This is a genomic window from Lysinibacillus macroides, from assembly GCF_001281525.1.
GTDB classification, from domain to species: Bacteria; Bacillota; Bacilli; order Bacillales_A; family Planococcaceae; genus Lysinibacillus; species Lysinibacillus macroides.
Window position 1 is genome coordinate 747,097 of record NZ_LGCI01000005.1, and the last position, 15,260, is coordinate 762,356.

Below are 15,260 nucleotides of genomic sequence, written 5' to 3' on the forward strand. Positions count from 1 at the left end.
TAATTAGATAAAATTATTTCATTAACTTTAATGTGTGAAAAGTTTTTAGAAACGAGAGGAGTATAAGGTGAAAAACAAAACTGTTTTATTGACTGGGGCTAGCGAGGGGATAGGATTGGAATTAGCAAAAATATTTGCCGAAAATGGGAATAAACTTATTCTGATTGCTCGAAACCATAAAAAACTAGTTGAGGTTTCCAAAATGCTAAGTTCACTAACAGAAGTAATTATAATCAACAAAGATTTATCAAAAATAGGAGCAGCAAAGGAAATTTATGATGAAATAACACGAAAGGGCGAACAAATTGATATTCTTGTTAATAATGCTGGGATGGGATTGCAAGGGTATTTTCATCAACTTTCAGAACGAGAACAGCTATGTATGATTCAGTTGAATATAATGGCTTTAACTGAGCTTACGCATTTATGTACACAGGATATGCTGAAAAATGGCTTTGGTCGAATAATGAATATAGCTTCTATTTCATCTTTTATTGCTACTCCAAGTATGGCTGTTTATGGAGCAACTAAAGCTTATGTTTTGTCTTTTTCAGAGGCATTACATATAGAACTTCAGAACAAAGGAGATTTTGTTGTAACGGTTGTATGTCCAGGACCTACTAAAACAAATTTTTCTAAAAATAATAGTATGAAACAATTAAATCAAGTAACAAATATTGTTGGTACTAAATCAAAAAAAGTTGCTGAAATAGCTTACCGTTCTTTAGAGAAGAAAAAAAATACCAATATTCCGGGTATACGTTACAAAGTTGCTATAATGAGTATGAAATTCCTACCAAGAAGTATCGTTCAATTTTTTATTGGTAAATTAATGCTTAGTAAATAAGTAAAGGTTAATAGATAATTTAAATTTTTAAAATAGAGTTAGTTGTATGAATAACTAACTTAACATTTATTCATTAATTAGAAGTAAATCAGAGGGAATTTTGTGACAAATCTTATAGAAAGGGAAAGTAGATATTGAAATTGATTATAGCAACTGGAGATTTAATATAATAACCTATTTATCACCAAATCCAAAAAAGGCAAATTACTTTTAGCCATAATTAAATACATAGTGGAGGCGTTTTTTATACATTAAATAGTGTAATGCCTAAATTAGAGCTTCAAATATAGGGCTTGCATCAATCACTTAAAGTGGTGTAAGCAGGGTATGGCATGACTTTAGCACCGTCCTATAGTGTGATAGAAAGTATAGTAAATGGAAAACTAGCTTGAGTGTACGGCGAATACAGGCAGAAATTCAGCAAAGTTTATGTATATGTATGCGCAAATTAGATATAGTGGAGCATTCTTTTATTCAATATTTACAATAACATTTAAACGCTATGATTTATAAGTTTTTACTTCTCGCGACTGTTGTTAGAGTGTTGTATTAAGTGAATCGGTAAAATTCTTTATGATAGAAAGTTTTTAACGCTATTCCAAGGGCATGATCAATTGTGGATATAAAGTAATATACAAATTTATTTGCCATAGATGCGAATAAATTGACATGAGAAGCTGTTGTACAACCATGAAGCTTATAACTTACATGTTCTAAAACTATTTGCAAACATGTTGATCACTATCATTAATAATAAAAAAGTTGGGTAAATCGTAGAAACAGCGAATTCTCAGTTTTAACACTTGAGGTAATCCTTATTTTTCCCTCTACTAAAAATAATTTTATTCTATTTATATTGCTACATTAATGAAAATAGTAATGATTACTATTTTCTTTTATGTTACCATATAAAAGTATTAAAAATTAACTTAAATTTGATAAGTGTTGAAAAGGAGTTCGTGAATGTTGAAAGTAGATACGATTAATCACAAGCTGAAAACTCTATTTCATAGTGATGAAGCTTTTCTAAATCAGCAAGAAGGCTTAAAGGATGTGCAGCAGCAAAAGGGGAATTTTGAGTTTGACATTCAAGAAGTAGGGATATCGAATGTCAAATTACCGATTATTTTAAAAGAACAAGAGAGATTACAGACTCCTTTAGCAACAATCAAACTGACAACATCTTTAAAAAGCAATGAGCGGGGTACACATATGAGCCGGCTTATTCAAAATCTCGAACTATATTTAGCAAAGCCATTGACACTGCCATTAGTAAAAGAATTAGTCCAACAAATAGCACGTTCGTTAGCACAAGAGCGTGTTGATTTAGCAATTGATTTTCCATGGGTCTTTGACACAACTAGCCCTGTTATGCAATTAACAAGCACGCAGCATGCTAATCTACAGCTAAACATTAGCTACGATAGTCCCCAGACAATGGAGCTATGGGTTGTGATGAAAATAGGCGTCACAACGCTATGTCCATGCTCTAAAGAAATAAGTATGTATGGTGCACATAATCAGCGTGGCTTTATTACAATGCAAGCGAAGGTAGATGAAACAGCAATTAGTGACAACTGGAAACATGACTTAAAAAACATTGCTTTATCGAATGCCAGCGCCCCTATTTATAATGTCTTAAAACGTGAGGATGAGAAATTTGTGACGGAGGAAGCCTATCAAAATCCAAGGTTTGTTGAAGATTTAGCGCGATTGGTGGCAGCGGATTTGGAAGAAGTACACTGGATTAAACATTATAAAGTGACTTGTGAAAATGAAGAATCCATTCATTTACACAATGCAATTGCTGTCATTGAAAGCAATAAATAACGTAAGGTGGGGGATAGATGGTACTTTCAGATCAAACAATACAAAGCTTACTTAATAATGCATCTATGAAAATTCAACCATTAGGAACAAAGCAAATACAACCTGCTTCTGTCGATTTAAGATTGGGTAATCATTTTTTAAAGGCTATGCCTAATGAAGATAATTGCTTTAATATTGCTCAAGCAATGGCGTATGAAGAAATAATAGCAGAGAGGATGACTATCCCTCCAAAATCCTTCCTGTTAGCGACAACGAAAGAATATATAGAGTTGCCGAATTTTTTAACAGCCTTTGTGGAGGGAAGGAGTTCTATAGGAAGAATGGGCTTATTTATTCAAAATGCTGGCTGGGTTGATCCTGGCTTTGCGGGGCAAATCACGCTGGAATTATTTAATGCCAATGATACAGCAGTCGTTATAGAAGAAGGGATTCGAATTTGCCAGCTCGTCTTTGTTAAAACAGATCTACCTGTTGCAAATGCATACAATGGAAAATACAAATATCAAAAGAATGCAGTAGGCAGCAAAATTTATTTAGATCAAGATAGAGAATAAAAACTTGCAATATGATTTGTTTTATGATTTACTTTGTAAGTATTAAATCGTAATCATTACTATTTAAGGAGGTTCCTTATGAAAAAAATACCAGTAACAGTGCTTAGCGGCTATTTAGGTGCGGGAAAAACAACTATTCTCAATCATATTTTACAAAATGAAAAAAATCTTCGAGTGGCTGTCATTGTCAATGATATGAGTGAAATTAATATTGATGCAGAGCTAGTGGAAATGGGCAGCGGCATCTCTCGTACAGAGGAGAAGTTTGTGGAGCTGTCAAATGGCTGTATTTGCTGTACATTGCGTGAGGATTTATTAATTGAAGTACAGAAATTAGCGGAAAGAGGCAATATCGATTATATCGTTATTGAATCAACAGGGATTAGTGAGCCAATTCCAGTGGCACAAACATTCTCGTATATTGATGAAGAATTAGGCATTGATTTAACAGCTACATGCAAGCTAGATACGATGGTGACAGTTGTAGATGCTAATCGTTTTTGGCATGATTTCCAATCTGGCGAAAGTCTATTGGATAGAAAGGAAGCTGTTGGAGAGTTAGATGAGCGAGATGTTGCCGATTTATTAATTGATCAAATAGAGTTTTGCGATATTCTACTCCTAAATAAATGTGATTTAGTAGATGAGGAAGAATTAGAGAAGCTTGAGAATGTCATTCGAACATTGCAGCCTGAAGCTAAAATTATTCGCACGATTAACGGCGAAATTGACCCTTCAGAAATATTGAATACCAAACGCTTTGATTTTGAAAAGGTATCAAATTCCGCAGGCTGGTTAAAGGAATTGCAGCTAGGACATGAAAATCATACACCTGAAACAGAGGAATATGGTATTAGCTCGTTCACATATACAAGAAGACTACCATTTCATCCAGAGCGCTTTAAAGAATGGGCAGAGCATATGCCAAAATCAATCGTGAGAGCAAAGGGGATTGTTTGGAGTGCAGCGCATAATGATATCGCTATTCTTTTATCGCAGGCAGGCCCTTCTGTCAATATTAACCCAGTATCCTATTGGGTAGCTGCTTTACCAAAGCATCAGAAAGAGCAAATACTACAGCAAAATCCCGCCATTCAAGAGGATTGGGATATGGAGTACGGAGATCGTATGACGAAAATCGTTATTATTGGAATGGATTTACCGAAGGCTGCTATTGTCAGCAGCTTAGATAAGTGCTTATTAACAACGGATGAAATGATGGGGGCATGGGACAAGCTTGCAGACCCATTTGGCTGGAAGATTAGTGGTAGATAGTATGCTTGATAAGATAGAAATTGTGATCTTAAGTGGTTTTTTGGGCAGCGGTAAAACGACATTACTACAAAATTTATTAGCGCAAGAGCAGCAAAGGAATCGTAAAGTTGCTGTCCTGATGAATGAAATAGGGCAGGTATCCATTGATCGTAACTTATTAAATGACCATACACCTCTTGAAGAAATTATCAATGGCTGTATTTGCTGTACAAGCAAAACACAGCTTGAAAATGCTTTATTAACCCTTTATATGCAAGAAAAACCAGACGTAATCTATATTGAGGGCTCTGGCATAGCACATCCAATGGAAATTTATGATGCATGTCTATCACCAGTAATTGCTCAAAATATTATAGTTAAAAGCATCATCACTGTAGTAGACGGAAATATATGGTCTGGAAAACATACATTAAGCTTGCGTATCCAAAAATTGCTGGAAGAGCAAATTCGATATGCTGATCAAATTGTTATTAATAAAGTAGATTTATTAACAAGTGGGCAGTACAACCAAATTGTAGAAGATACGAAGCAATTAAATCCACATGCTATGCAACATATGACAACATTTTCAAGATTAAATGTAGTGGACATCATTAATAGGGATCAAAAGAGCCTGTTGAGCCATGAAAAGCTGCATGTAACAGAGCATTTACATGTTTCAAGCCTCACTTATACATTTGACAAACCGATTAATCGGGACCTCTTTATAAAATGGTTAGAACAATTGCCTGTAAGTGTTTATCGAATAAAAGGTTTTCTAAAGTTTTTAGATGATGTAAATAGTATCGCCTTATTTCAATATGCATTTGGTGTACCTTTTTTCTACAGAGAAGAAGTGAATTTACCATTAAACCTTGTCATTATTGGTGAAAATTTAGCTAAGGATTTACTAAAGGAACAATTAAATCAGTTAGAGCAATATTAACATTTGAAGGGAAGTAATCGTGCAGTATGACTAAAATACCTGTTACTGTGCTAAGTGGCTACTTAGGTGCAGGAAAAACGACGATACTCAATCAATTATTAGCAAATAGAGATGGTAGAAAAATAGCCGTTATCGTCAATGATATGAGTGAAATTAATATTGATTCACAGTTAATTAAGGAGCAGGGCTTTGCTAGAACAACAGAGAAATTAGTGGAGTTATCGAATGGCTGCATTTGCTGTACATTACGTGAGGATTTAATGATTGAAGTGGAGAAGTTAGTGGCAGCAGGCGACATTGATTCAATTGTTATTGAATCAACAGGGATTAGTGAGCCAATACCTGTCGCTCAAACATTTTCCTATATTGATGAGGAAACAGGCATTGATTTAACACCCCATTGTCGATTAGATGCTATGATTACTGTAGTAGATGCCAATCGTTTTTGGCATGACTATGAGAGTGGCGAAACATTACTAGAGCGAAAGCAAACAGATGATATTTACGATCAACGTGATGTATCCGATTTATTAATTGATCAAATTGAATTTGCGGATATTATTTGTGTGACAAAAGCAGATTTAGTGACGCCTGAATATCTTGAGGTTCTGCAAGCATTTTTGTTAAAGCTAAACCCAGATGCTGAACAACATATCGTGAAAAATGGCACTATTAAACCTGAATTATTATTAGATCGTCACTTATTTGATTTTGATAAAGCAAGCCAAGGTGCTGGTTGGATTAAAGAACTGAATGAAGAGCATGTTCCTGAAACTGAAGAATACGGCATCTCTTCATTTGTGTACCGAAGAAGACGACCATTTCATCCACAGCGCTGGTATGAGTGGCTAGATCAGTTACCAGTTGAAATTGTTAGAGCAAAAGGCTTCTTTTGGCTAGCTACAAGGGATATACCTGGCATATTATCGCAAGCAGGAGCTTCTATTCAATTCCAAGGAGCTGGTGAATGGATTACCGATTTACCTCAAGAGCTTCAGGAGGCTGAATTGAAGGAGGACCCAGCATTAAGAGCGCGTTGGGATGAAACATACGGTGATAAGCAAACGGAATTGGTTTTTATAGGCATAGAGCTTGATCGTGAAGAAATTGAAAATGAACTTGATAAATGTTTATTAACAGATGCTGAAATGAGGGAGGATTGGCAACAATTTAGTGATCCATTACCTAAATTTATTGTCAGCAATTGAGGGAATGGGCTTTGCATTAGCAGAGCCCTTTTCATCATGTTGAAAAATAAAGTTGTTCATAAAAGTATAGAAGGGGTGATTGTCGTAATGGAAATCACCCCTTTGCTATTAACATCATTTTTATGATGATGAAAGAGAAGCGACTAATTTATTGAATGCTTGCCAAGGAAAGAGCACACAATTATGTCTAGCAGGCAATTGATTTAAGTTGGCAAAAGTATTTAATTCATCCATAGCTTTTTCGTCTATTATCTCATTGCTGATAATTAAGCGATAGAATAGCACCGAGGCGCACTTTACCTCCTCAAAAGTTTTACCCGTAGCATATTCAATAAATAAATTTGTCGATGCCATACTAAGAGAACACCCTTCTCCTACAAATGAAAGATGAATAATTTTGTCATCAAGAACATGTAAGTATAATGACATAATGTCCCCACAAGTGGGATTTTTAAAGTTTATCTGGTGTGTATACACCTGAGGCTTATAGCGGTATTTGTAATTTTGAGCCAATGAGATAATTTCTGATTTATATATTTGGTCTAAATTCATAATAGAATTTCCTCCTAATGAAATAATGGTTAGCTGTAGCCCTTTAAATTAAATTTCTTGCAAATATAAAATAATATTGCTACTCTATGATAGTAACATTTTTGATAAACGTAATCATTACTATTTGAAAAAAGGAGTTATTTTTATGAATCAATTTAAAAGACATCGTCGTTTAAGAGCCTCAAAGGAAATACGTGCGCTTGTACAAGAAACGACGATTGATATAAATAAATTAATCTATCCTTTGTTTGTTGTAGAGGGGGAGAATATAAAAGAAGAAATTCCAAGTATGCCTGGTGTATATCATTTATCATTAGATCAATTATTACTTGAATTACAGGAGCTTCGTTTTTTAGGATTAAATAAAATAATATTATTTGGCATTCCAGAGGTTAAAGATGCATTTGGCAGTGGGGCATTTCAGAAAGATGGCATCATCCAGCGGGCTACGCGATTCATTAAAGAAAATTATCCTAATTTTTTAGTGATTGCTGATACATGTATTTGTCAATATACAACAGATGGTCATTGTGGTTTATTGCAAGATGGTGTCATTGTAAACGATGAAAGCTTAGAAATTCATAATCAAGTGGCTTTATCACAGGCTATTGCGGGAGTTGATATAGTAGCGCCATCAAGTATGATGGATGGATTTGTATCCTCGATTAGAGCTACATTGGACAATCATGGTTTTGAACATACGCCAATTATGTCCTATGGGATAAAATATAGCTCTGCTTTTTATGGACCATTTAGAGATGCTGCTGAAAATGCACCATCTGGTGGAAGCAATAGAGATACATACCAAATGAATCCTGCCAATAGATTGGAAGCATTAAGGGAACTAGCGTCTGATATAAAGGAAGGAGCGGACTTTATTATTATTAAACCAGCATTAGCGTATTTAGATATTATTAGAGATATTAGAAATAATAGTAGTTTACCTATTATTGCTTATCAGGTTAGCGGAGAATATTCCATGCTTAAAGCAGCCGCTATCAATGGCTGGATAGATGAACAGCAAGTAGTAGAAGAAACCTTTCTAAGTATGTTTAGAGCAGGAGCTGATGCCATCATCACATATTCTGCTAAAGATTATGCTAAATGGCTACATAATAACGGAGCAACGTAGAAATAACGTTGTATAAAAATTTATATTTAGACGTATTCTTATTTGTAGTGATATTTTTTTACTTGAATTATAGATAATAAAGGTCTGTAATATATATTTTGAAAATGGAGGAACACAGTGATGAATAAATATGATTGTATTGTCATTGGAGGCGGACCTGCTGGATTAAGTGCAGCTTTAACTTTGGGAAGAGCGCGCAGAAAGGTTGCCCTATTTGATAATGAAACAAATCGCAATCGTGTGACACAGGCATCACATGGCTTTTTAACGAGAGATGGTATTACACCGTTACAATTTAAAAGCATTGCGATGAAGGAATTGGAGGCTTATCCTACTATTTCGGTTTTGCATCAGACAGTTATTGTTATAAAGAAAGAAGAAACTAATTTATTTTTAGTGCAAACAGCCAATAATGAGTCTTATTTATCCGAAAAAATACTATTAGCTACTGGTATACAGGAGGAATTTTTTCTAGCACAGATTCGACAATATTATGGTAAAAGCTTATTTAGCTGCCCTTATTGTGATGGCTGGGAGCTGAAGGAAAAACCGTTGGCTATACTAGCAGAGAATGAAGAACATATTCAGCATATGACTAAATTGGTTTATAATTGGTCACAGGATTTAATGGTGTTTACAAATGGCAATCCATTATCCAATGAAATTCACCATGAATTTGAACGGAGGAAGATTAAAATTTATACAGCTCCTATTAAAAAATTACATGGTGAGCATGGTAACTTGCAGAGCATTGAATTAACAACAGGTGAAAATATTGCAAGAAGTGGTGGCTTTGTCGTCCCAAGCTTTACGCGTCCAAATAAATTTGCAGAACAATTGCACTGTCAACTTGATGAAAACCAGTGTATTATGGCAGATGGCGCTGGACAAACGACAGTGAATGGTATATATATTGCAGGTGAAACTAAAAAGGTAGCTCCGTCTTCGTTAATGATTGCTGCTGCTGAAGGGTTTAAGGCTGCCGTAAGCATCAATATGGATTTGATAGTAGAAAGGTTTTAATGAGTTTAGACTGACTTATTGATAAATTGAACTTAAACTATAGCAGAATAGTTTGAAAAGATTCTTTTGATGGTATTTACTTCTATCAAAGGAACCTTTTAATGGGCTAGTCGGGTTTAAAAATGATACCCAATTAACGGAATATGAATACCCCCATGCCAATGCTTATTGGCATAGTTCATATAACACGCCGAAAATGGCTGAAGGCATTGAAAAAACTGGACTACATTCGGAATTTGTGAAAAAGTTAAATGGATCCTCACGTAACCTTAATGATTATCGTACTCATTGGTTTGATTAAAATTCTAGTTCACTTTATACAAAGAAAGAATTTAATAAGAAAAGTAATTAAGAAACTTTGAGCTGCTCTTTATTTGTAAATGAATTATTGTCTTATTAATTATGGGATACCGTAGTGAGAATGCAGATTTACAATGCTAAGCCTACTTTCTTGACGGTACTCTAACTAAAGAACATAAATCCTATATATTACCTTTTAATCCAGATAATATATTAAAAATACTCCATAGGTTACAAACATGTTTTTGGGAAAATAATAATAAGATAATAGTTTTCTTATTAAGTATTTTAGATTTTAATCACTAAATTCACTTAATCTATTATGACAGGTGGTGATTAAGGTTTGGCTAAAATACGAAATTGATGGCGGTAAAAAAGGCTGATGAATCTTGTTGTCTATATGAGGTAATGTTTCATTCGGAAACAAGATATCTCTTATACTCACAATATTGTGAAAAAACTATCTGTAATTGCTAATAAAATAAAAAAGGGAGTGTGAAATAATGGAAAATAATTCAAATAACCTAGAACCAAAAGCAATTAATGAAGGTCCATATTATATAACTTGTGAAAATAAAAACCGTAATTGTTGTTATACAAACGCAGACTGTTTGAATCAATATAAAGTGTTTATTGATGGAAGAAAAGTTGCTTATGGATGCTGTCAACCATTATAAAAGTAAAAAAAGAAGGGTATCTGGGACTGACCCCTATATATAAGACAGGGATCAAAAAAGCATTATCCAACCAGTTGGCGGTACTGGACCGGCGACTGGTTGTTTAATTTCGTTTGTATTCGGATATAGTTATAATAATTTATATAGTCTTTGACAGTTTGTTCTACGATGGCCGTCGTAGTACGCTTCAAATTGTCTAAGTAGAACGTTTCAGACGTTAATACTGAATGAAACGATTTAATAGGGGCATTATCAGCAGGTGTATCTTTACGGGACATGCTCATGGTAATGCCTTTTCCTTTTACAGCTTGTTGATAACGATAAGATGTGTATACCGAGCCTTGGTCACTATGCAACGTACAACCTTCAGGCACATGGTTTAGTTGGGCTAATATATGCAACACAAAATCCGTATCTTGACGCTCACTAATTGAATAAGCGATAATTTCGCCATTATATAAATCTTGAATACTTGAAAGATACAACTGTTTCTGACCAAAAGGCAAGTAAGTAATATCGGTAACGAGCTTTTGTAAAGGTGCGGTTGCCATAAAATCGCGATTGAATAAATTAAGGGCGATATAGCAGGGTTGTCCAGTTGGTTTACGTTTTTTCACTTTCACGTGACATGGCCAACCATATTTTTGCATGATGCGTTGTACACTCTTATGATTCACGCCTATTTTTTGGCGTAAGAGTGCCGTAATTTTTCGATAACTATATCGAAATTTATGTGCATGGCAGAGATGACCAATCTGTCGCTCCATGGCCTGACGAGCCCCTCCATCAGTAGATGCCTGTTTCCAATGATAGTAGGTAGATCGTGCAAGTACATATATCCTTTACGCACATCCTTTCTCGGAGCGTCTCGACTAACTGTACAGCTACTTCTCCAAATCTGCGTACTTTTTAAGACCTAAATCTGTTGCTTTAAATAATGGTTTTCAGCTTCTAATTTTGCTTGTTCACTCGCATACTCAGGACCTTTATGAAACGTATATTGTTTACCGACAGGTTGTTCAAATCGATGGGTTTCTCCATTTTTATACCAACGCATCCATGTTTCCACCTGTGTTCGATGCCGTATATTTCATTCATTTAAAATCTGTTTCATTGGTATACCTGCTAGTCGCATCTCAATAGCTTTCATTTTTATTTCATATGAATAACTCATTCTTGTACTCATAGAAAAAGCACCTCCTAATTGAAGTTTAGGTTTCTAAACCCGAATTCAATCGAAAATGCTTTTTTTATTTGTCTATACTGTTGGGGTCAGTCCAGTTAGTCCATTTTTGATACCTGCCTTTTTTATTATTTACATTTTTCTGTAACTACCTCTATAATTGAATATATTGAAAGGAGGTGTATTTAATTGGGATATTTTATAATTACAGGCATAGCAGTAATAATAATGGTTTATTTTTTCGCCTCGAAATTATCAAAAAAAAATCCGTCTAAAAAACATTATATTTTACCTGGTTTAATTTTAACAGTTGCTTCTCTAATTGTAGCGATAACAACTTATTTCATAGGAGATAATCCTTGGAGCAATATGGGATATGGGATATTGTTCATTTTTGTTGCCATAGCTTCATTATTAGGGACATTATTAGGGACATTATTAGGGAGAAGATTTTCATTGTGAAAACATAAATAGAATAAAGTAGAGAACAAAACTATACTTGACTAATCGTAGGAAGAGGCTGGGACAAAACTCATCCCTAAACTAAAAAGCCAGTGAAATTTTATGGTTAGTAAAATTTCACTGGCTTTAAATTTTTTCATGAAAAATAAGGATCACTTCTAATAAAATTAAGTCACCACAACAAAATTATATAGAAAGAGGGATCCTTATGTTTAAAGATTATACCATCAATCAATTAATTTTGCCGTTAGATTTAGAAGTGAAGTTACCAAAGAATGATATTGCCTTCCATGTCCACCGTTTAATCGAAAGTATCCCGTCTGAAGCGTTTGAACCATTCCTTCGAAATGAGGGCTGTCCTGCCTACCATCCACGCATGATGCTTAAAATTATCTTATGTGTCTACACGCAATCTGTCTTCACAGGGCGCAAAATAGAAGCGCTTTTAAAAGATAGTCTTCGGATGATGTGGCTCGCTCAAGGGTATGCACCAACCCACCGCACAATCAATCGATTCTGTGTCCAACCAGAGGTGAAAGGATTGATTCGTCAATGCTTCATTCAATTCCGCTGCCAACTGGTACAGGAAGAGTTAATTGATCAGGAAGCTATTTTTATTCAACGATTGAGGCAAATGCGAACAAATTTACCTTTGTGAAAAAAGTCGTGTGAGAACGATCATAACGGGCTCATTGAGAAATCAAATCAGCTATACGATGAGCTCCTTGAAAAAGAAATCATGCCAGAAATGGAACGGGAAAACGAAAAGGAATTAGCAATGGAGGACCTCGTTCAAATGGTCGAACAAGTAGAGGAAGTGATTTCGGAATATGATCGAAAAATTGAAGACTCACCAGATACAGCAGAGCGAAAGGCTTTAAGAACGGAACGAAAATACCAAAGCAGGCGCGCAAACAATTAACCGATTATATGGAACACAAACGAAACTATCAAAGAAACTTCGAAATCTTTGGTGAACGAAATAGTTATTCGAAAACAGACTCGGATGCGACATTTATGTGTATGAAAGATGATTATATAAAAAATGGTCACTTGAAGGCAAATTATAACATACAAGTAGCGACAGAAGGTCAGTATACACTGGCCTACAGCATTTTTCCGAACATGTACACTCATCCCGTTTTTGGATGAAATCGAACAACATTATTTTCAGTTACCAAAACACATCGTCGCAGATGCGGGATATGGCCGTGAACAAAATTATAATGATATCCTTTTGAATCGTAAGCGAGAAGCCTTGATTACGTACAACATGTATGTAAAAGAACAGAAGAAAAAGTACAAACAAAACGAATTCCATCCAGCGAACTAGGCTTATGATGAAGAAAATGATCGCTACACATGCCCAAACCAACAACAGCTTGTCTTTAAATATCGTACCATGAAAACGGATAAGTATGATTTCACGCGTGAGTGGAAGGTATACGAATGTGAAGACTGTTCCGAATGCTCCCTCCGTTCATTGTGTACAAAAGCAAAAGAAGGAATCATCGTAATCTCAAGGTGAATGAAAAGTGGAAACACCAAAAAGAATATGTGAGAAGAAAGTTTTCAGAAGAAAAAACAGGGACCATTTATCGTTAACGCAAAATAGACGTGGAACCAGTTTTTGGCTTCTTGAAGGCTAATTTGGGTTTCACTCGATTTTCTGTACGAGGAAAATCGAAGGGGAAAACGAAAAGGGCCTCGCATTAATGGCCGTGAATTTAAAAAATTCACAGCCAATAGTGAAAGGTTATCTGGAGAAAAAGAAAAAATAGAGAAATACGAATTGGCATTCATACCAATTCGTATTTTTTATGGATTAAAGCTAGTTATGTCCCAACCCCATTTTTGTTCTCTACTTGAAAAGGAAAATCTACAATAATATAAATAAAACGAAATTTTTTAACCCTGAGTTGGCTCATTTGTCAAAATTAATATACAAAATCAGACGTGTTGATTATCTAATTTCCCCCAATAAAAAATTATATAAAAAGAGAGATTTTCATGTAAAGTTGTTGGTTACCACACAAACAATTACGAAATGAGGAATCTCTCTTGAACCAGAATAACACGATTTTTATACTCATTCAAAACTTTCTTTCAGAGGTAGAATGGCAATCCATCCTGAATGAATTCGATTATGTAGAAATAGCACAAAAATGTACGGTTCCCATGCTCATTTCGTATTTAATTGGTGCTGCAATGAATGAGTGGTGAAGTTTACGCCACGCAGCGGATGTGGGACCAAGTAATGGTCTCGTTTCGGTGAATCACTTTTCATTTTCTAAACATTAAAAAGTACTTGATGATGGCATCATTAAACGTTTGGTTGAAGTGATTGTCGAGAAACTCAATCGTGCAGCTCATCATCAATTGAACATGCCCCAAACATGATTAGCTGTTGATTCATCTACCATCACAGTAGGCAAAACCCGTTTACCTTGGGCTGTCTATCATGGTGAACGTTCAGGAATCAAATTACATGTTAGTTTTACGAATGAAACCACGATGCCCTTAAAAGTTGTAGAAACAATCGTTTTAAAACATGATGATTCCATTGGTGAATTTCTTGAAGATAAAAGGTTTATCCCCGTTTGTTACCGTGCCTACTTTTCTATTGATAAAGTCGATCGTTATCTGAAAGACCATCAACATTATGTACAAGTAAATCGCAAAAAATCGCTCTACAGTAGTCCTATCAATAATTTCAATGAGTCAGCTGACTTTACTTACCTACTTGGGACACCCCAAAAACAAACGAACAATCGCCATCGAGTTGTTCAATTCATGGATCATGAAGGGAAAGAAATACGGGTCGTGACAAGTTTAATGGATAGTATCGCTGAAGAAATTGCCGATATGTATAAATCTCGTTGGGCAATTGAAAGTTTTTCTCGTTGGATGAAACAAAACTTGAACGTACCTGTTCTATTCGGGACAACCAGAAATGCCGTATTTAATCAGTTATTCGCAGCCTTTATTGTCTATGTTTGTTTGGAATTTATTTACACATAAGGAATGAAGAATACTAACACGAAATCCCTCTCGTTCGCAGGTTTCAAACGCCTGTTTCTTTGTGCTGCCACTGGAATGGCGAATTAGGATTTAATGTTTCATTGGGATCTTAACCATCCTGAAACTGCATAACTGTGGTTAATCAACACGTGTGTTATTTTTATGAAGAATTTCCCTCCAAAACCAACCCCCTATAAGGATTACCGTATTTTTAGCGTTTATTTATTGGCAGCATAGTAATAGTATTGTCTTGTAAAGCAAATTTAAGTTT

General features: G+C 35.0%; 12 protein-coding genes and 3 pseudogenes. 13 read left to right on the plus strand and 2 right to left on the minus strand.

From position 1 onward, the window contains the following. Nucleotides 1-67 precede the first annotated feature (67 nt). From ADM90_RS06525 to ADM90_RS06550, 6 genes are all read left to right on the plus strand, one after another. Complete coding sequence (locus ADM90_RS06525; RefSeq protein WP_053994212.1) at nt 68-847, plus strand: SDR family NAD(P)-dependent oxidoreductase; 780 nt, start codon at nt 68-70, stop codon at nt 845-847. A gap of 963 nt (nt 848-1,810) precedes the next feature. Next, on the plus strand, nt 1,811-2,677 hold the full coding sequence (gene folE2, locus ADM90_RS06530) for a GTP cyclohydrolase FolE2 (protein WP_053994213.1): 867 nt from the start codon (nt 1,811-1,813) through the stop codon (nt 2,675-2,677). A 17-nt stretch (nt 2,678-2,694) separates the two neighbouring features. Continuing rightward, nucleotides 2,695-3,231, plus strand: coding sequence for a dCTP deaminase (gene dcd, locus ADM90_RS06535; RefSeq protein WP_053994214.1), 537 nt, complete (start codon nt 2,695-2,697; stop codon nt 3,229-3,231). Nucleotides 3,232-3,309: 78 nt separating this feature from the next. Then, on the plus strand, nt 3,310-4,506 hold the full coding sequence (locus ADM90_RS06540) for a GTP-binding protein (protein ID WP_053994215.1): 1,197 nt from the start codon (nt 3,310-3,312) through the stop codon (nt 4,504-4,506). Beyond that, nucleotides 4,469-5,431: a CobW family GTP-binding protein gene (locus tag ADM90_RS06545; protein WP_235473351.1), complete on the plus strand. Its 963-nt coding sequence runs from the start codon at nt 4,469-4,471 to the stop codon at nt 5,429-5,431. Before ADM90_RS06540 ends, ADM90_RS06545 begins: the two co-directional genes overlap by 38 nt. A gap of 26 nt (nt 5,432-5,457) precedes the next feature. Continuing rightward, nucleotides 5,458-6,639, plus strand: coding sequence for a GTP-binding protein (locus tag ADM90_RS06550; protein ID WP_053994217.1), 1,182 nt, complete (start codon nt 5,458-5,460; stop codon nt 6,637-6,639). Between the two features lie 120 nt (nt 6,640-6,759). Here the strand turns inward: ADM90_RS06550 and sufU are convergent, their stop codons facing one another. Then, complete coding sequence (gene sufU, locus ADM90_RS06555; protein WP_053994218.1) at nt 6,760-7,191, minus strand: Fe-S cluster assembly sulfur transfer protein SufU; 432 nt, start codon at nt 7,189-7,191, stop codon at nt 6,760-6,762. A gap of 145 nt (nt 7,192-7,336) precedes the next feature. Between sufU and hemB the strand changes: the two genes are divergently transcribed. The 3 genes from hemB (at nt 7,337) to ADM90_RS24440 (ending at nt 10,323) form a co-directional block, all read left to right on the plus strand. Then, nucleotides 7,337-8,323, plus strand: a complete 987-nt coding sequence (gene hemB / locus ADM90_RS06560; RefSeq protein WP_053994219.1) for a porphobilinogen synthase — start codon at nt 7,337-7,339, stop codon at nt 8,321-8,323. 120 nt (nt 8,324-8,443) lie between these two features. Then, nucleotides 8,444-9,346: an NAD(P)/FAD-dependent oxidoreductase gene (locus ADM90_RS06565; RefSeq protein WP_053994220.1), complete on the plus strand. Its 903-nt coding sequence runs from the start codon at nt 8,444-8,446 to the stop codon at nt 9,344-9,346. An 803-nt stretch (nt 9,347-10,149) separates the two neighbouring features. Next, a complete protein-coding gene (locus ADM90_RS24440) occupies nt 10,150-10,323 on the plus strand; it encodes a hypothetical protein (RefSeq protein ID WP_161804055.1) in 174 nt (57 codons plus the stop codon). Nucleotides 10,324-10,385: 62 nt separating this feature from the next. On the opposite strand, the pseudogene ADM90_RS23720 reads toward ADM90_RS24440, so the two are convergent. Beyond that, nucleotides 10,386-11,509 (minus strand): annotated as a pseudogene (locus ADM90_RS23720) (IS3 family transposase). A gap of 186 nt (nt 11,510-11,695) precedes the next feature. On the opposite strand from ADM90_RS23720, the gene ADM90_RS06580 reads away from it, so the two are divergent. The 4 genes and pseudogenes from ADM90_RS06580 to ADM90_RS06590 form a co-directional block, all read left to right on the plus strand. Next, a complete protein-coding gene (locus tag ADM90_RS06580; protein ID WP_053994222.1) occupies nt 11,696-11,968 on the plus strand; it encodes a YesK family protein in 273 nt (90 codons plus the stop codon). Between the two features lie 208 nt (nt 11,969-12,176). Beyond that, nucleotides 12,177-13,749 (plus strand): annotated as a pseudogene (locus tag ADM90_RS06585) (IS1182 family transposase). Nucleotides 13,750-14,029: 280 nt separating this feature from the next. Then, entirely contained in the window at nt 14,030-14,191 is a 162-nt protein-coding gene (locus ADM90_RS23725; RefSeq protein WP_235473353.1) for a hypothetical protein, read from the plus strand. Between the two features lie 189 nt (nt 14,192-14,380). Beyond that, a pseudogene (locus ADM90_RS06590) lies at nt 14,381-14,989 on the plus strand (transposase); the annotation flags it as partial. Nucleotides 14,990-15,260 lie beyond the last annotated feature (271 nt).